18 protein-coding genes are annotated in these 16,715 nt (G+C 65.1%); 8 read left to right on the forward strand and 10 right to left on the reverse strand.

From position 1 onward, the window contains the following. Position 1 precedes the first annotated feature (1 nt). Both AC0SZ7_RS01965 and AC0SZ7_RS01970 read right to left on the reverse strand, forming a co-directional pair. Positions 2 to 520 carry a twin-arginine translocation pathway signal protein gene (locus AC0SZ7_RS01965; RefSeq protein WP_475502745.1) on the reverse strand — a complete coding sequence of 173 codons (519 nt, stop codon included), beginning with the start codon at positions 518 to 520 and terminating at the stop codon, positions 2 to 4. Positions 521 to 530: 10 nt separating this feature from the next. Then, the gene (locus AC0SZ7_RS01970; protein ID WP_475502746.1) at positions 531 to 1,958 is read right to left on the reverse strand and encodes a coniferyl aldehyde dehydrogenase; all 1,428 of its coding nucleotides are present in this window, start codon (positions 1,956 to 1,958) and stop codon (positions 531 to 533) included. A 198-nt stretch (positions 1,959 to 2,156) separates the two neighbouring features. On the opposite strand from AC0SZ7_RS01970, the gene AC0SZ7_RS01975 reads away from it, so the two are divergent. Continuing rightward, on the forward strand, positions 2,157 to 2,828 hold the full coding sequence (locus AC0SZ7_RS01975) for a TetR/AcrR family transcriptional regulator (RefSeq protein WP_475502747.1): 672 nt from the start codon (positions 2,157 to 2,159) through the stop codon (positions 2,826 to 2,828). Between the two features lie 32 nt (positions 2,829 to 2,860). Continuing rightward, positions 2,861 to 3,715 (forward strand): sulfurtransferase, encoded by an 855-nt coding sequence (locus AC0SZ7_RS01980; RefSeq protein ID WP_475502748.1) that lies wholly within the window; start codon positions 2,861 to 2,863, stop codon positions 3,713 to 3,715. Here AC0SZ7_RS01980 and AC0SZ7_RS01985 read toward each other — a convergent pair. The 7 genes from AC0SZ7_RS01985 to AC0SZ7_RS02015 form a co-directional block, all read right to left on the reverse strand. After that, positions 3,688 to 4,530, reverse strand: coding sequence for a helix-turn-helix domain-containing protein (locus AC0SZ7_RS01985; protein ID WP_475502749.1), 843 nt, complete (start codon positions 4,528 to 4,530; stop codon positions 3,688 to 3,690). The genes AC0SZ7_RS01980 and AC0SZ7_RS01985 overlap by 28 nt on opposite strands. Further along, positions 4,527 to 5,531, reverse strand: a complete 1,005-nt coding sequence (locus AC0SZ7_RS01990; RefSeq protein WP_475502750.1) for a hydrolase — start codon at positions 5,529 to 5,531, stop codon at positions 4,527 to 4,529. The genes AC0SZ7_RS01985 and AC0SZ7_RS01990 overlap by 4 nt, the downstream gene beginning before the upstream one ends. Before the next feature lie 26 nt (positions 5,532 to 5,557). Then, positions 5,558 to 5,791 (reverse strand): hypothetical protein, encoded by a 234-nt coding sequence (locus tag AC0SZ7_RS01995; RefSeq protein WP_475502751.1) that lies wholly within the window; start codon positions 5,789 to 5,791, stop codon positions 5,558 to 5,560. Further along, positions 5,784 to 7,031 (reverse strand): M16 family metallopeptidase, encoded by a 1,248-nt coding sequence (locus tag AC0SZ7_RS02000; RefSeq protein WP_475502752.1) that lies wholly within the window; start codon positions 7,029 to 7,031, stop codon positions 5,784 to 5,786. Before AC0SZ7_RS02000 ends, AC0SZ7_RS01995 begins: the two co-directional genes overlap by 8 nt. Positions 7,032 to 7,147: 116 nt before the next feature. Further along, complete coding sequence (gene rsmD, locus AC0SZ7_RS02005) at positions 7,148 to 7,738, reverse strand: 16S rRNA (guanine(966)-N(2))-methyltransferase RsmD (protein ID WP_475502753.1); 591 nt, start codon at positions 7,736 to 7,738, stop codon at positions 7,148 to 7,150. After that, positions 7,738 to 9,195, reverse strand: a complete 1,458-nt coding sequence (locus tag AC0SZ7_RS02010) for a M16 family metallopeptidase (protein ID WP_475502754.1) — start codon at positions 9,193 to 9,195, stop codon at positions 7,738 to 7,740. The genes rsmD and AC0SZ7_RS02010 overlap by 1 nt, the downstream gene beginning before the upstream one ends. Next, positions 9,188 to 10,543 (reverse strand): M16 family metallopeptidase, encoded by a 1,356-nt coding sequence (locus tag AC0SZ7_RS02015; protein WP_475502755.1) that lies wholly within the window; start codon positions 10,541 to 10,543, stop codon positions 9,188 to 9,190. The genes AC0SZ7_RS02010 and AC0SZ7_RS02015 overlap by 8 nt, the downstream gene beginning before the upstream one ends. A 232-nt stretch (positions 10,544 to 10,775) precedes the next feature. On the opposite strand from AC0SZ7_RS02015, the gene ftsY reads away from it, so the two are divergent. The 4 genes from ftsY to rpoH all read left to right on the forward strand — a co-directional run bounded on the left by ftsY (position 10,776) and on the right by rpoH (position 15,004). Beyond that, on the forward strand, positions 10,776 to 12,332 hold the full coding sequence (gene ftsY / locus AC0SZ7_RS02020) for a signal recognition particle-docking protein FtsY (protein WP_475502756.1): 1,557 nt from the start codon (positions 10,776 to 10,778) through the stop codon (positions 12,330 to 12,332). Further along, on the forward strand, positions 12,329 to 13,000 hold the full coding sequence (ftsE, locus tag AC0SZ7_RS02025) for a cell division ATP-binding protein FtsE (protein ID WP_416427363.1): 672 nt from the start codon (positions 12,329 to 12,331) through the stop codon (positions 12,998 to 13,000). The genes ftsY and ftsE overlap by 4 nt, the downstream gene beginning before the upstream one ends. Next, positions 12,997 to 14,022: a permease-like cell division protein FtsX gene (gene ftsX, locus AC0SZ7_RS02030; protein WP_475502757.1), complete on the forward strand. Its 1,026-nt coding sequence runs from the start codon at positions 12,997 to 12,999 to the stop codon at positions 14,020 to 14,022. The genes ftsE and ftsX overlap by 4 nt, the downstream gene beginning before the upstream one ends. Positions 14,023 to 14,149: 127 nt before the next feature. Then, entirely contained in the window at positions 14,150 to 15,004 is an 855-nt protein-coding gene (gene rpoH / locus AC0SZ7_RS02035; protein ID WP_027980159.1) for an RNA polymerase sigma factor RpoH, read from the forward strand. A 226-nt stretch (positions 15,005 to 15,230) separates the two neighbouring features. On the opposite strand, the gene mtgA is transcribed toward rpoH, so the two are convergent. Next, the gene (gene mtgA, locus AC0SZ7_RS02040; RefSeq protein ID WP_475502975.1) at positions 15,231 to 15,956 is read right to left on the reverse strand and encodes a monofunctional biosynthetic peptidoglycan transglycosylase; all 726 of its coding nucleotides are present in this window, start codon (positions 15,954 to 15,956) and stop codon (positions 15,231 to 15,233) included. A gap of 69 nt (positions 15,957 to 16,025) precedes the next feature. Here mtgA and AC0SZ7_RS02045 point away from each other — a divergent pair, with 69 nt between their 5' ends. Both AC0SZ7_RS02045 and thiS read left to right on the forward strand, forming a co-directional pair. After that, positions 16,026 to 16,403 carry a DUF423 domain-containing protein gene (locus AC0SZ7_RS02045; RefSeq protein ID WP_475502758.1) on the forward strand — a complete coding sequence of 126 codons (378 nt, stop codon included), beginning with the start codon at positions 16,026 to 16,028 and terminating at the stop codon, positions 16,401 to 16,403. An 83-nt stretch (positions 16,404 to 16,486) separates the two neighbouring features. Continuing rightward, positions 16,487 to 16,687: a sulfur carrier protein ThiS gene (gene thiS / locus AC0SZ7_RS02050; RefSeq protein WP_416427360.1), complete on the forward strand. Its 201-nt coding sequence runs from the start codon at positions 16,487 to 16,489 to the stop codon at positions 16,685 to 16,687. Positions 16,688 to 16,715 lie beyond the last annotated feature (28 nt).

Genomic DNA, 16,715 nt, shown 5'->3' on the forward strand with positions numbered 1-16,715 from the left:
GTCAAACAGTGGGCGGGCCCGGGTAGCTGCAGTGGGCCCAGGCTTGCGGGCGGCCGTACCAGGCCATCATCACCAGTTGCAGCAGTGACGCATGGCCCTGGCGCAGCAGGTTCAGGCTGCTGCCCTGCCAGCGGTGCAGGAAGGCTTCGATCTGCTGGGGGCTGGCCTGCTGCCAACTGCCCCATACCCCCGTCAGCGGCCCGCGGGTGACGGGCAGGGTGAGTACGTCGAACAGTTGTTGCGTGAGCTTGAGCATGGGCGGCGACAGGTGGCCGAGGCTGCTGTCCAGGCCTTGCAGCGTCTGTTCCACGGCGGCCGGCATGGCGCTGGTGCTGCCGGCCAGCAGCACCGGGATAAGCGCGTGCAGGAAGGGCAGGTCGTTGTCGCGCAATACTGCGAAGCCGTTGGCCGGCGCAGCCTTGCTGCAGCCGCCGAGGCTGGCGCCCAGGCCGGCCACGGCAAGCAAGGCGCTGGCGCCCAGCCCCAGCTTGAGTACGGCGCGGCGGTCGAGGGTGTGCATGGTGGCGCCCTCAGCGGATGAACAGCTTGTACACCAGTTTCTGCAGAGCCTTGCCGTACGGCGGGTAGATCACCCGGGCGGCATTGAAGCGCTGCTTCACCAGCACACCCTTGGCCTTGCTGAAGGTGAGGAAACCCTCGTGGCCGTGGTAGTGGCCCATGCCGGAGGGGCCGATGCCGCCGAACGGCATGTCGTCCTGAGCCACGTGCAGCAGGGTGTCATTCAGGCAGGCGCCCCCCGAATGGGTGTGTTCAAGCACGCGCTGCTGTTCGCCCTTGTCGTAGCCGAAGTAGTACAGGGCCAGTGGCCGGGGTCGGGCGTTGACGTAGGCGAGCGCTTCATCCAGCTCGCCGTAGGGCACGATGGGCAGCAACGGGCCGAAGATTTCGTCCTGCATCACGGTCATGCTGTCGTTGACGTTCACCAGTACCTGCGGCGCCAGGCAGCGCCCGCCGTCCTCGGCCGGTGGGTAAAGGTCGATGATGCGCGCACCCTTGCGGCGGGCGTCGTCCAGGTAATGGTTGAGCCGCGCCAGCTGCCGCTCGTTGATGATGCTGGTGTAGTCCGGGTTGCCCTGCACCTGTGGATAAAAGCCCAGCACGGCCTGGCGGTAGGCGTCCACGAAAGCATCCAGGCGCGCGGCGGGCACCAGCACGTAGTCGGGGGCCACGCAGGTCTGCCCGGCGTTGAGGGTCTTGCCGAAGGCGATGCGCTCGGCAGCGTCTTTCAACGGCACGTCGTGGCTGACAATGGCTGGCGATTTGCCGCCCAGCTCCAGGGTCACCGGCGTGAGGTTGTCGGCGGCGGCGCGCATCACCTGGCGGCCGACGCTGGTGGCACCGGTGAACAACAGGTGGTCGAAGGGCAGGCGCGAGAAGGCGATGCCCACGTCTGCCTCGCCCAACACCACGCACACAAGGTCGCTGGGAAACACCCTTTCCAGCAGGCGCTTGAGCAGCAGGCCGGTGGCTGGCGTGGCTTCGCTGAGCTTGAGCATGACCCGGTTGCCGGCCGACAGTGCGCCTACCAGCGGGCCCATGGCGAGAAACAGCGGGTAATTCCACGGCACAATCACACCTACCACGCCCAGCGGTTGGTACACCACTTTGGCCGAGGCCGGTTGGAACGCCACGCCCACCTTGCGCCGCGAGGCTTTCATCCAGCGCTTCAGGTGGCGGCTGGCATAGTGGATGCCTTGCAGGCTGGGCATCAGCTCGGCCAGCAGGGTTTCGTCGGCGCTGCGGTTGCCGAAGTCCTGGCGCAGCGCCTCGATCAGCGCCTGCTGCTCCGCCACCAGCACTGCGCGCAGGCTCTTCAGCCATTGGCGGCGTTGGTCGGCGGGGGGCATGGGGTTGCCGGCGAAGGCCTGGCGCTGGGCCTGGAATAGCGGCTCCAGCAGGGCCAGGGCGTCTGGGGAGGCTTGCAGTTGAGCGGACATGGCGTGGGCTCTCTGATTAATTATTATACTTTGTAGAGCTTATACTCTAATCGTGCGATTGGTGCCTGGACATTTGGTGGGTGAACGACGCGGCTGCTGAGACCCAAAAGCTCGCTGGCAAGCCAGCTCCCACACTGGACCATCGGCGCTACGTGTACACTGTGATCATTCATTCAAGACCATGGCCAGGAATCGCACATGGCTGCGCGCCCCAAGACCCGTGACCGCATCGTCCAGCACAGCCTGGAGCTGTTCAACCAGCAGGGCGAGCGCAGTGTCAGTACCAACCACATTGCCGCGCACATGGAAATCTCGCCTGGCAACCTGTACTACCACTTCGCCAACAAGCAGGAAATCATCGCCCAGCTGTTCGACCAGTACCAGGCGCTGGTGGACGGTTTCCTGCGCCCGCCGGCCGGGCGCCTGCCCACGGTGGAAGACAAGCGCTACTACCTGCGCGCCGTGCTGTCGGCCATGTGGAACTACCGTTTCCTGCACCGCGACCTGGAACACCTGCTGGACAGCGACGCCGACCTTGCCGAGCGCTACCGGCGCTTCTCGCAGCGCTGCATGGTGCAGGCCCAGCTGATCTACAAGGGCTTCGTCGACGCCGGCATCCTCGCCATGAACGCCACGCAGATCGAGGTGGTAACCCTCAATGCCTGGATCATCCTCAGCTCCTGGGTGCGGTTTCTCTGCACCACGCGGGAAAACTCCTCGCGGCTCAGTGAAGAGGCGATCAAGCGCGGCGTCTATCAAGTGTTGATGCTGGAATGGGGCTACGTCACCGCCGATTATCGCGAGGCGGTCGACAGCCTGTTCCAGGAGTTCCACGTGTCGCTGAACCAGGCGCTGGAACCGTCGGACTAACCGTTAACTGTTCATATCCCAGGGAGGCTGCCATGCCCATTGCGCAATTGATCACCCCCCAGCAACTCGCTGCTCGCCTCGAGCAACCGGGGCTGGTGGTGCTGGACTGTCGTTTTGCACTGGAAGACCCGGACTACGGCCAGCGTAGCTACGCCGAGGGGCACATTGCCGGGGCGCACTTCGCCGACCTTGAACGTGACCTCAGCGGCCGTGTGGTCAAGGGCGTCACCGGGCGCCACCCGTTGCCAGAGCCGGGCCGCCTGCTGGAGCGCCTGCAACACTGGGGCATCAACGCCGACAGCGACGTGGTGCTGTATGACGATGGCCCCGGCGCTTTCGCCGCGCGGGCCTGGTGGTTGCTGGCCTGGCTGGGCAAGCGCAGTGGCGTGGCGATCCTGGACGGTGGCCTGAAAGCCTGGCATGCCGCAGGCCTGCCGCTGAGCCTGGACGCGCCGCAGAATGCGCCGGGGCACCTGCATGGCAAGCCCGATGCACAGTTGGTGGTAACCGCGCGGCAATTGCAGGAGCGCTTGGGCGAGCCCCAGCTAACGCTGCTCGATGCTCGCGCGTTGCCGCGTTTTCGTGGCGAAGTGGAGCCCATCGACCCGGTGGCCGGGCACATTCCCGGTGCGCAGTGCGCGGCGTTTACCGACAACCTGGGCGCCGATGGCCGCTTCCTGCCGGCCGATACCCTCAAGCAGCGCTTCGCCGAGAAGCTGGGTGGGCGCCCGGTGGAGTCGCTGGTGGCGTACTGTGGCTCGGGCGTGACTGCGTGCCACAACCTGTTCGCCCTATGCCTGGCCGGTTACCCGCTGGCGCCGTTGTACGCCGGCTCCTGGAGCGAGTGGATCACCGACGCTCAGCGGCCGCTGGCCAAGGGCGACTGAGAGCCGGCGTCGCGGTAGGCCCGTGGCCCCACGCCATACACCTTCTTGAATTGCCGGCTCAGGTGGCTCTGGTCGGCAAACCCCAGCTGCGTAGCCACCGCCAGCGGCAGGCAGCCCTCGCGCAGCAGCGCGCGGGCGCGGGCGATGCGTTGCTGCATCAGCCAGGCGTGCGGTGGCAGGCCCGTGGCCTTGCGGAAGCAGCGGGCGAAATGGAAAGGTGACAGGTGTACGGCGGCCGCCAATGTTTCCAGTGAAGGCGGGTCGGCCAACTGCATCAGCAACAGGTCCTTGGCCCGGGCGATGGCCTGGGGCTCGCGCCCGACCCTGGTGGGCAAGCGCACCTTGGCGTGGCGGGCGAACAACGCCAGCACCATCTCTCGCCACAAGGTCTGCTGTTCCAGCGCCTGGCCGTTCCCTTCCAGCAGTTGATGCAGGCGGTAAAAGCCGCTGACCAGGTCCGGGTCGCGGTAGAGGGTTTCGCCGAACGCTGGCGTGGCGCTGCTGACAATGTCCAACTCCTGCAGCAGGCTTTCCAGGCGCGCGTTCTGTGGGTAAAACGCCCGGTACAGCCAGCCTTGCTCGTGGCCCTTGCTGCCGGTGTGCACCTCGTCGGGGTTGATCAGCACCAGGGTGCCGCTGGGCGCCAGGTGGTCCGCGCCCCGGTAGCGGTAGCGCTGGGCGCCGCTGACGATCATGCCGATGACGAAGCCATCGTGCACATGGGGCACGAAGCGCTGCTCCACGTAGCGCGCAGACAGCAGTTCCACCCCCGCCAGCGGTGGCGCCTGCCAGAAGTGGATCGATTCCTGGCTCATGCCAGCGCCGTCAGCCACTGCGGGATGCGCCGTTCCAGGTAGTAACGCGGTTTGCGCAGGCTACCTTCGACAAAGCCCACATGGCCACCGTGGTCGTGCAACTCGAAGGTGATGCTGGGCGACAGTTCATTGGCCTGGGGCAGGCTGTGGCGGAACACGAACGGATCATCGGCGGCCTGGATAATCAGCGTCGGCGTGGCAATGTCCGCCAGGAAGTAGCCGCTGGACGAGCGCCGGTAATAGTCATGGGCATCGGTGAAACCGTTGAGCGGCGCGGTGACCTTGCCGTCGAAGTCCCAGAAGGTGCGCAGGTTTTTCAGTGGGCCGAGGTTGCTCAGGGTAGTCAGGCCGTCGTGCTTGCCCTCGTGCAGGAAACGCCGCTGCTTGTCCTTCACGTAGGCGAGCATCTCGCGCATGAAGTGCGCCTGGTACACCTTGGAGAAGCCCATGGCGATGCGGTCGGCGCATTGGTCCAGGCGGAATGGCACCGACACGGCTACCGCGCCCTGCAACTGGCTGGCGCTGCCCACCTCGCCCAGGTGCTTGAGCAGGATGTTGGCGCCCAGCGAATAGCCGGCGGCGAACAGCGGCGCCATGGGCCGGCGGCTGCGCAGGTGGGCGATGACCTCGGCCAGGTCCTCGCTGCTGCCCGAGTGGTAACTGCGCGCCAGCAGGTTGGGTTCACCCGAGCAGCCGCGCCAGTTCAGCGCCACGCTGGCCCAGCCCTGGGCTGCCAGCGCACGTTGCAGGCCTACCACGTAAGGCGAGTTCGACGAGCCGGTGAGGCCGTGCAACACCAGCACCAGCGGGCTGTCGGCGGTGTGCGGGCCATGCCAGTCCAGGTCCATGAAGTCGCCATCGGCCAGCCACAACCGCTGGCGTTCGCGCTGCAAGGGGGCCTGACGGCGCAACACCGGGCCCCAGAGGGTTTGCAAATGAGGGTTGCCCAACCCCGTGGCGGGGTGGAAAAGCGCAGCAACCTGCGCGGTAGACGTGTGCACGGGTGTTTCTTCCTCCAGTAACCCCGCTAAGTTGCCACAATCGCCGCCGCCTGTATCGACCTATTTATTGGCCGGGCAGCACCGGCAAGGGTCGGCTCGGCCAGGCCCTGCCATTGCTGAAGGTGCAGCGTCGCCAATGGTACGCCGGTGATGGGGCGTGAAGTGAGTTTGCCAACCTGGGTGCTGGTGCCCAGCGCGTGGCCAGTGGCCAAGCTCACACCCAGTACCACGGTGGCTAATGACAAGGGCGCTTTATTCATGAGGCGCTCCCAGGTTGTGCAGATAGGCCACGCCTGCGCGTTCGCGGGCCAGCCAAAGGCTGGCGGCGCTGCGAACTTCTTCCGGGGTGATTCGCGCCAGCGCCTCGCGCTCGCGCCGGTGCAGGTCCAGGGGCAACTCTGCCACGGCCAGCTCGCTCAGCTCGGCGGCCCGCGCCTGCTGTGCGTCGCCGTCACAGCTACGGCGGGCTTGCAGGTGATCACGTGCCTCGTCCAGTTCATCGACGGTTGGCAGCCTGGTCTTCAGTAGATCCAGCTGCTGCCAGATCTTCTCCAGGGCCATTGCGTGGGTTGTATTGCCGGCCAGGTGCGAGGTGATCATGAAGTAGCTGGCGCCACGGCGGAACGGCAGGTATTCACTGGCAGGGCTAACCAGCACCTGCTCGTCGTGGATCAGCCGGCTTGCCAGCAGGTAGGGCAGCAGGCGCAACGCGGCGACCTGCTGGTGGTCGGCAGAGATGGCATAGCTGGGCCAGTTGAACGCCAGGTAAAGCCGGGGCGTTACCTCGGTGAACCCCAGCGACAGGGTCCGCTCGCCGGGCGTCTCGGTTTCCAGGGGTATGCGCGATACAGGCAGGGCGCGGCGTTGCAATGGGCCGAAATGGCGCTTCACCAGTGCCTTGACCTGGTTCAGCTGTACGTCGCCGACGATCACCAGCACCGCGTTGTTGGGTGCATACCAGCTGGCGTGCCATTGCTTGATGTCGTCGAGGGTCATGCGTTCAAGGTCGGCCAGGCTGCCGACAGGCGGGGTGCGGTAACCGCTGGTGGGAAACATCAGCGCATCGAACGCGGCCCGGGCCTGGCCTTCGCGGTCGCCGCTACTGCTCGCGAAGTGTTCGGCCTTTACGGTGTGCATGGCCTCAGTGAAGGCTGCGTCCCCCAGGTCGGGTCTGCTCGTCATGTCCGCGGCAATTTCCAGTGCTGCTTCCAGCCGCTCCTTATGTACTGTCTGGAAATAGGCAGTGGCGTCGTGGCTGGTGCTGGCGTTCTCCTTCGCTATCAGGCCTTCCAGCACTCGGCTGACGCCAGTCAGGCCAGGGTATTCCTGGTGGGAGCCGATACGGTAAGTCAGGCGCACGGCGGCTGTCGGGGCGCGGCGGTCTTCGCTGACGATGACGCGCAGGCCGTTCTCCAGGGTGAAGTCATGGGTGGCGGCGGTGGCACCCGTCGTCAGGGCCAGGATGACTGGCAGGGCGTAGAGCAGGGATTTTGCAGGCATCGAAAATGCTCCTCGTGATCTGTGGATAACGAGGGGCAGGTTCTTTCAAGCGGTGCGGGTGCGGGGGGTACATATCTGTAGCCGCTGCCTGGCGGCAGCGGCTAGCGGGGTACAGGTCAGCTGCGCTGCCACAGCGCGTAGTAGACCTGGCCGGCCTTCTTCTCGCGGTGCAGGCGCCAGTTGGCTGGCAGTTCTAGCGAGGAGGGTGGGGTTTCGCTTTCGGTGTACACCCAGGCGTTGTCGCTCAGCCAGCCACGCGATTCCAGCAGCGCGCAGGCCGCCGGCAGCAGGTTCTGGTGGAACGGCGGGTCGAGGAACACCAGGTCGAAGGGGCTGGCCGCCTGGGTTTCCAGGTAGCGCAGGGCATCGCTTTGCAGCAACTGGCCGGTGGCGCACTTGAGCAGGTCGAGGTTGCTGCGCAGGCTGGCGATGGCCTGGGCGTTGCTGTCCAGGGCCAGGCCCATGCTGGCGCCGCGCGACAGTGCTTCAAGGTACAGCGCGCCGCTGCCGCAGAACGGGTCCAGTACCTTGGCGCCGTTGACGTGCGCGGCCAGCCAGTTGAACAGGGTTTCACGCACCCGGTCAGGCGTGGGGCGCAGGCCCGGGCCATCGGGGAAGCTCAGCTTGCGGCTGCGCCATTGGCCGCCAATGATGCGCAGCTGGCCCTGGCCGTTATGTTTCAAAGGTTTTGCAGGGGGATGTGCCATTAATGCTCCGGAACGCCCATGGGTTGTTCCTGGGGTTTGTCAGTAGGGGGTGGCAGCGGTTTCTGGGCCACGCTGGGGCCGGCGGTGACAATCACCAGCTTGTCGGCGTCCAGGTGGCGGTTCATGGCGTCCCTGACCTGGTCGGTGGTCAGGTTCTGGGACTGCTGCATGAAGTCTTCCAGGAAGCTCAGGGGTAGATTATAGAAGCCAATGGCCCCCAATTGCCCGACGATGCTTGCATTGCTTGCCGTGGACAGCGGGAAACTGCCGGCCAGCTCGCGCTTGGCGGCGTCCAGTTCCTGCTGGGTAGGGCCGTTTTTCAGGTAATCGCGCAGGATTTCCTGCACCAGGGTCAACGTGCCTTCGCTGAGTTCGGCGCGGGTCTGCAGGCTGATGGAGAAGGGCCCGCGGGCCTGCATCGGGGTGAAGCCCGAATAGATGCCGTAGGTCAGGCCGCGTTTTTCCCGTACTTCGCTCATCAGGCGGGTGCCGAAGGTGCCGCCGCCCAGGATCTGGTTGCCCAGCGACAGCGCTGCGTAGTCGGGGTCGTTGCGGTCGATGCCCAGCTCGGCCAGCAGCATGGTGGTCTGCTTGGACGGGAACTCGATATGGGTCAGGCCTGGCTTGGGCGCCTGCGGTTCAGGCATGAGCGCCAAGGCAGGGCCCTTGGGCAGCGCCGACGAAACCTGCTCGGCGATTTTTTCCGCTTCCTCCCGGGACAGGTCGCCGACCAGCGCGATCACCGTATTGCCGGCCGCGTAGGCGCGGTTGTGGAAGGCGCGCAGTTGTTGGGCGTTGATGGCGCTGATGGATTTGGCGTCGCCGTCGCTGGGGTGGGCGTACGGATGGTCACCGTACAGCCGGCTGAACAGTTCGTTGCTCGCCAGCTTGCCGGGGCTCTGCTTCTGGTATTGGAAGCTGGCCAGCAGCTGGTTCTTGATGCGGGCCATGGAGTCGGTCGGGAAGGTGGGCTTGCCGACCACTTCGGCGAACAGTTTCAGCGCCGGTTCACGCTTGTCGGCGGCGCTGAGGCTGCGCAACGAGGCGATGGCCATGTCGCGGTAGGCGCCGTTGGCGAAGTCCGCACCCAGGCCTTCGAAGCCTTGGGCGATGGCCTCGACGTTCTTGCCGGCCACGCCTTCATTGAGCATGGCGTTGGTCAGCAGGCCGATGCCCGGGGTTTTCTGGTCCTGGCTGCTGCCGGCGGCAAACGTCAGGCGCAGGTCGAACATGGGCAGTTGGTGGGCCTCCACGAACATTACCTTCGAGCCTGCGGCGGTGCGCCAGGTCTGGATGTCCATCATGCGGTGGCTGGGCGCCTTGCCGTCCAGTTCCTTCAGGGTCTGCAGGTTGTCCAGCGGTGCCGGGGCGTCGGCGGCCACGGCCTGGCCGGTGACCAGCGCGGCCAGCAGCGCCACGCCCAGCAGGGCACGGCGGGGTGAGTTGCGCTTATTCATGCGCCGATTCCTCTGGCAATACGTGGGCGACGCTCAGGCGTGACTGGGTGAAATAGGTGCGGGCGGCGTTCTGGATGTCCTGGGGGGTGACGCTCTTGATGTCATCCAGCTCGGTGTCCATCAGCTTCCACGACAGCCCCACGGTTTCCAGCTGGCCGATGGTGGTGGCCTGGCTGCTGATGGAATCGCGCTCGTACACCAGCCCGGCGATGACCTGGGCGCGCACGCGTTCGAGCTCCTCGGCGGTGGGCGGCTTGGTCTTGAGCTGGTCCAGCAGGCGCCAGAAGCCTTTCTCGACGTCGGCCAGGGTCTTTTTCTTCTGGGTGTTGGGCGTGGCCGACAACATGAACAGGCTGTCGCCGCGGGTGAACGGGTTGTAGCTGGCGGAAGCGCCGGTGACCAGCTCCTCGCCGCGCTCCAGCTGGGTGGACAGGCGCGCACTGTAGCCGCCGTCCAGCAGCGCCGAGATCAGGCGCAGGGCCTGGGCGTCGCGTGGGTTGGCGGCGGTGGCCAGGCCCGGCACGTTGAAGCCGTAGACCACGCTGGGCAGCTCGGTCTTGACGTGCACGGTCAGCTGCCGCTCGCCAGGTTCGGCCAGCTCCAGCGGAAGCTTGCTGGGTGGCGTGTCGCGCCGGGGTATGGAACCGAAGAAGCGCTGGGCCAGGGCCTTGACCTGGTCGGGGGTGACGTCGCCGACGACTACCAGGGTGGCGTTGTTGGGCACGTACCAGGCCTTGTACCAGGCACGCAGCTCGTCGATTTTCATGCGGTCGAGGTCGGCCATCCAGCCGATGGTCGGCGTGTGGTAGCCACTGGCCGGGTAGGCCATGGCCTTGAACAGCTCGAAGGCCTTGGCGCTGGGCTTGTCGTCGGTGCGCATGCGCCGCTCTTCCTTGATGACCTCGATCTCGCGGCTGAACTCGTCGGCCGGCAGCTTCAAGGTGGCCATGCGGTCGGCTTCCAGTTCCATGGACACCGGCAGGCGGTCCTTGGCCAGCACCTGGTAGAAGGCGGTGTAGTCATCGCTGGTGAAGGCGTTCTCTTCGGCGCCCAGGTCGCGCAGCACGCGCGAGGCTTCGCCCGGCCCAAGCTTCTCGCTGCCCTTGAACATCATGTGCTCCAGGGCGTGGGACAGGCCGGTCTGGCCCGGGGTCTCATAGCTGGAGCCGACCTTGTACCAGACCTGCGAAACCACCACCGGCGCGCGGTGGTCTTCGCGCACCACGACCTTCAGGCCGTTGTCGAGGGTGAACTCGGTGGTGGGTTGGGGATCGGCGGCCAAGGCGGCAAATGGCAGACAAACCGAGCTGAGCAGCAGGCCGGCGGCACGGCGGGCTAGAGCATTCATTCGTTTTTTAACCTGTCGGACTGCCCGCTTGGTCTTAGCGTCCACGGGCGAGGAGGTGCTAGGATACTGATCCGGTTACCTGGCGACCATGCCTGGTTGCAGAGAATGGCCTGCGGGCTCTCTACAAAATGTTGCGCATGAACGAGCCGGGAAAAATACAGTCTGTTCTGCGTTATTAGAATTTCCTGAGGCGCCGCTCTGGCGCGTCGCTACCTTGAGATAGCCGTCTTCCATGTTTGGTTCCAACGACGACAAAAAGTCCCCCGAAAAGAAAGGCCTGTTCGGCTGGCTGCGCAAGAAGCCTGCGCAAGAAGCGGTCGAGCAGCCCCAAACCCCTGAACCCGTCGCCCCCGAGACCATCGTCGAGGTAGCGCCGGAGCCCGTACTGGCACCTGTGCCGCCCGTGGTGGCGCAGCCTGAACCGGTGGCCGCGCCCGCGCCTGCACCCGTGGTGCTGGAGTTGCCGGTGCCGGAAGAGCCGGTGGCCCTGGTCCCGGACCTGGAACCCCACGCGCCGCCGCCTATTGCGCCGGTCGCAGAAGCGCCGGTGGTTGTGCCGGTTGTCGAGCCAGAGGTTGTGCCTGAGCCGGTAGTGGTCGCGCCCGAGCCAGTGGTCGTGCTTTCGGTGCCTGAGCCGGTGGTGGTTGCGCCTGCGCCAACGCCTGAACCTGAGCCTGCCCCAGCGCCGCAACCTGAGCCGCAACCTGAGCCGGTCGCCTTCGTCGCCCCGGTGGTAGCGCCTGCACCTGCGCCGGAGCCCGTGGTTGCCGCCCCGGCCCCCGTTGCTGCGGTCGAACCCCAGCCTGAGCCTGCCCCGGAGCCAGCTCCCGAGCCTGCCGCCCAGGCCGAAGCCGCCAAGGTCGGCTTCTTCGCCCGCCTCAAGCAGGGCCTGGCCAAGACCAGCGCCAGCCTGGGCGAGGGCATGGCCAGCCTGTTCATGGGCAAGAAGGTCATCGACGACGACCTGCTGGAAGAGATCGAGACCCGCCTGCTGACCGCCGACGTCGGCGTCGAGGCTACCTCGGTTATCGTCCAGAGCCTGACCCAGAAAGTGGCGCGCAAGCAGCTGGCCGATAGCGACGCGCTGTACAAGTCGCTGCAGGGCGAGCTGACCGACCTGCTGCGCCCGGTGGAACAGCCGCTGAAGATCGAGTCGCAGAACAAGCCATTCGTGATTCTGGTGGTGGGCGTCAACGGCGCCGGCAAGACCACCACCATCGGCAAGCTGGCCAAGAAGCTGCAGCTGGAAGGCAAGAAAGTCATGCTGGCCGCCGGTGACACCTTCCGTGCCGCTGCCGTGGAGCAGTTGCAGGTGTGGGGCGAGCGCAACAAGATCCCGGTCATCGCCCAGCACACCGGCGCCGACTCGGCTTCGGTGATCTTCGATGCCGTACAGGCTGCCAAGGCCCGTGGCATCGACGTGCTGATCGCCGACACCGCCGGCCGCCTGCACACCAAAGACAACCTGATGGAAGAACTGAAGAAGGTTCGCCGGGTGATCGGCAAGCTCGACGCCGATGCGCCGCACGAAGTGCTGCTGGTGCTGGACGCCGGCACAGGGCAGAACGCCATCAACCAGGCCAAGCAGTTCAACAACACGGTTGCCCTGACCGGCCTGGCCCTGACCAAGCTCGACGGTACTGCCAAGGGCGGCGTGATCTTCGCCCTGGCCAAGCAGTTCGGCCTGCCTATCCGCTACATCGGCGTGGGCGAAGGCATCGACGATTTGCGTACCTTTGAAGCAGAACCCTTTGTCCAGGCACTGTTTGCCGAGCGGGAGCGTTCATGATTCGTTTCGAACAGGTCGGTAAGCGCTATCCGAACGGACACGTCGGCTTGCATGAGCTGAGCTTTCGAGTGCGTCGTGGCGAGTTTCTGTTTGTAACCGGGCACTCCGGTGCCGGTAAAAGTACCCTGTTGCGCCTGCTGCTGGCGATGGAACGGCCCACCTCCGGCAAGCTGCTGCTGGCCGGCCAGGACCTGGGCCAGATCAGCAACTCGCAGATCCCGTTCCTGCGCCGCCAGATCGGCGTGGTGTTCCAGAACCACCAGTTGCTGTTCGACCGCACGGTGTTCAACAACATTGCCCTGCCGCTGCAGATCCTCGGGCTGTCCAAGCCCGAGATCGCCAAGCGCGTGGACTCGGCGCTCGAACGCGTGTCGCTGTCCGACAAGGGCGAGCTCTACCCCGGCGACCTGTCCACCGGCCAGCAACAGCGCGTCGGCATCGCCCGGGCCATCGTTCACCGCCCGGCCCTGCTGCTGGCGGACGAACCCACCGGTAACCTCGACCCACGGCTGGCAGCGGAGATCATGGGTGTATTCGAAGACATCAACCGGCTGGGCACCAGCGTGCTGATCGCCAGCCATGACCTGGCGCTGATTGCGCGCATGCGCCACCGCATGCTGACCCTGCAGCGCGGCCGCCTGATCGGTGACGGGGAGGCAGCAGAATGACTTCCACCCGCAGCCCCAAGGTCACCGACCGCGTAGCCCCGAAGGCCGCCGAGCCGCCACCGTCGAAGCAACAGAAGAAACAGGAAGACGACGGCCCGGACTTTGCCACGTTGTTCAAGGCGTGGGTGGAAAGCCACCGCGCCAGCCTCAAGGACAGCCTCAAGCGCCTGGGCAAGCAGCCCATCGGCAGTTTCTTCACCTGCCTGGTGATGGCCGTGGCCCTCAGCCTGCCCATGGGCCTGTCGTTGCTGCTCAAGAACGTCGAGCGCCTGGGCGGTTCGTGGCAGCGTGCAGCGCAGATCTCCCTGTACCTGGACATGAGCGCCAGCAACCGTGACGGCGACGCTTTGGTCACCCAGATCAAGGGCCTGAATGGCGTGGCCGATGCCGAGTTTATCAGCAAGGACAAGGCCCTCACCGAGTTCCAGCAGCAGTCGGGCCTGGGCGAAGCGCTCAAGGAACTGCCCGACAACCCGCTGCCGGGCGTGGTGGTGGTGACCCCGCTGGAAATCGACAAGGCCGCGTTGGAGGCCCTGCGTTCGCAGTTGGCCGACTTGCCCAAGGTGCAGCAGGCGCAACTCGACCTGGTGTGGGTGGAACGCCTAGCGGCCATCCTCAAGCTGGGTGACCGCTTCGTCTTCGGCCTGACCGTGCTGCTGGTGTCGGCGCTGTTGCTGGTGGTGGGCAATACCATTCGTCTGCACATCGAGAACCGCCGTACGGAAATCGAGGTCATCAAGTTGGTGGGCGGCACCGACGCCTATGTGCGTAGGCCGTTTCTCTACATGGGGGCGATTTATGGCTTGGGCGGCGGTGTTTTCGCCTGGGGCGTGCTGGCTTTCGGGCTGGATTGGCTGAATGACGCGGTTGTAGGGCTTTCCGGGCTGTATGGCAGTGATTTTGCCTTGGCCGGTGTTCCGTCGTCCGATGGCCTGTCGCTCTTGCTTGGTGCCTTGTTGTTGGGGTATATCGGTGCGTGGATTGCGGTAGCCCGCCATTTGCGTGAGCTCGCTCCTCGGTAATTTTTTGAAATATTCGTGTGCCAGCATTGACCTTTGGTGAAATTAACTTTAGGGAACTTGTTTAGCGGTTCCCGGTCTATGCGTCTGTGCTTTAATGCACAAATTCGTGAGTCGGAGGTTTTTTCGTATGACCACTTCTTTGCAACCTGCGTATGCCTTGGTCCCGGGTCAGAACCTGGAAGCCTATGTGCACACGGTGAACAGCATTCCGTTGCTGACGCCGGAGCAGGAGCGTGAACTGGCCGAGAGTCTCTACTATGAGCAGGATCTTGGGGCGGCTCGGCAGATGGTGCTCGCCCACCTGCGTTTTGTCGTGCACATCGCACGCAGCTATTCGGGGTACGGCCTGGCACAGGCCGACCTTATCCAGGAAGGCAACGTCGGCCTGATGAAGGCCGTGAAGCGGTTCAACCCGGAAATGGGCGTACGCCTGGTGTCCTTTGCCGTGCACTGGATCAAGGCGGAAATCCACGAGTTCATCCTGCGCAACTGGCGCATCGTCAAGGTGGCTACCACCAAGGCCCAGCGCAAGTTGTTCTTCAACCTGCGCAGCCAGAAGAAACGCCTGGCGTGGCTGAACAACGAGGAAGTCCACCGCGTGGCCGAAAGCCTGGGCGTGGAGCCGCGTGAAGTGCGCGAGATGGAAAGCCGCCTGACCGGCCATGACATGGCCTTCGACCCGGCCGCGGAAGCGGACGACGACAGCGCCTTCCAGTCGCCGGCCAACTACCTGGAAGACCACCGCTACGACCCGGCGCGCCAACTGGAGGATGCTGACTGGAGTGACAACTCCAACAGCAACCTGCACGAAGCCCTGGAAGTGCTGGACGACCGCAGCCGTGACATCCTCTACCAGCGCTGGCTGGCCGAGGAAAAGGCCACGCTGCACGAGCTGGCCGAGAAGTACAACGTGTCGGCGGAGCGTATCCGCCAGCTCGAAAAGAGCGCGATGAACAAGCTGAAGGTCTCGATAGCAGCCTAATTCACCCGCTGAACAAAAAAGCCCCGGCCATGTGCCGGGGCTTTTTTGTGGGTGAAGATGACGCGGCCTGGCGGCCGCTGCTATAGATCGCGTCTTGTAGCAGCAACTGTCTTGTGGGAGCTGGGGTTGCACCGAGCATTTTTTGGCCCCAAAGCTCGCTGGCAAGCCAGCTCCCACAGGATGTAGCAGCGGCGGGGCGGCCATCCGCCAAAGGCCGCGTCCGCGGTCACATCGCCCAAGGCGTCGCACTGCGCGAATGGTTGAGGTCGGTCAGGTAGGCCGAGCCTCCCAACTGCCCCATCTGCGTGCGGATCCAGCCAGCGCGGCGGGCGACGTAGGTGCTGGGGTGGCTGGCGCTCCATACGCGCGGGTTGGGTAGTACGGCGGCCAGCAGGCTGGCCTGCTGGGCCGACAGGCTGCCGGCACCGACGCCGAAGTGGTGGCGCGCCGCAGCCTCGGCGCCGAATACGCCGTCGTCCCATTCCACGCTGTTGAGGTATACCTCGAGGATGCGCTGCTTGGGCCAGAACGTTTCGATCAGAGCCGTGAACCAGGCCTCCAGGGCCTTGCGGAAGTAGCTGCGGCCCGACCACAGGAACAGGTTCTTCGACACCTGCTGGCTGAGCGTGCTGGCGCCGCGAATGGAGCCGCCGCGCTCGTTGTGCAGGAACGCCGCCTGCATGGCGTCGAAGTCAAAGCCCCAGTGCTGGGCGAAACGCTGATCTTCGCCGGCGATGACGGCGATTTTCAGCGAATCGGAGATTTCATCGTAGGGCCGCCAGCTGCGCTGCAGGTCGATGGGCTCGCCGTCGGTCCAGGACTCGACCTTGCGTTCCACCATCAGCATGGTCCCAGGCGGCGGCACGAAGCGAAACAGCACCACCAGCAGGACGCTGCCGACGACGAACCAGAGCGCCACTTTACGCAGCAGGGTGAACACGGAATTCAGCATGGATGACTTGGCCGGGCGCATTGAGCGGGCCATTATACAGACCCTGTGCCATCGAACCGGAGTTCCTGGATGCTGCGACAATTTCTCATGCTGGCTGCCTTTTTCGGATTCACCGGGGTAGGCCTGGGCGCGTTCGCCGCCCATGGCCTCAAGGATCGTTTGAGCAGCGATTACCTGGCGGTGTTCCATACCGGGGTCAACTATCAGCTGGTACACGCCCTGGCGCTGCTGGCCGTGGCCGTGCTCAGCGTGCAGGTGCCCAGCCGGCTGGTAAATGCCGCCGGGGTAATGTTCTGCATCGGCATCGTGCTGTTCTCCGGCAGCCTGTATTTGCTCACCCTCAGCGGCGTGCGCGTGTTCGGCGTGATTACCCCGTTCGGCGGCCTGGCGTTCCTGGCCGGCTGGGCCTGCCTGGGCATGGCTGCCTGGAACCTGGGCAAGGCGTGAGACGAATGGGCCGTGATTGTGTTGGTCGCCAGCGGCGAACGGGCTAGAATGCCAGCCCCTTTGAAATGATGGCTGCTGCCTGCATGCACATTCAGTTGAACGGTGAATCCTTTGAATTGCCCGACGGTGAAACCGTCGCGGCGCTGCTGACCCGCCTGGAATTGACTGGCCGCCGGGTCGCGGTGGAACTGAACCTGGATATCGTGCCGCGCAGCCAGCACGAAGCCACTGCCCTGCGCGAAGGCGACCAGGTGGAAGTGGTGCACGCCATCGGTGGCGGCTGACTGCCGCCGCCTTCCACCGCCCCTTCAA

The sequence above is a fragment of the Pseudomonas sp. JC1203 genome, assembly GCF_056175065.1.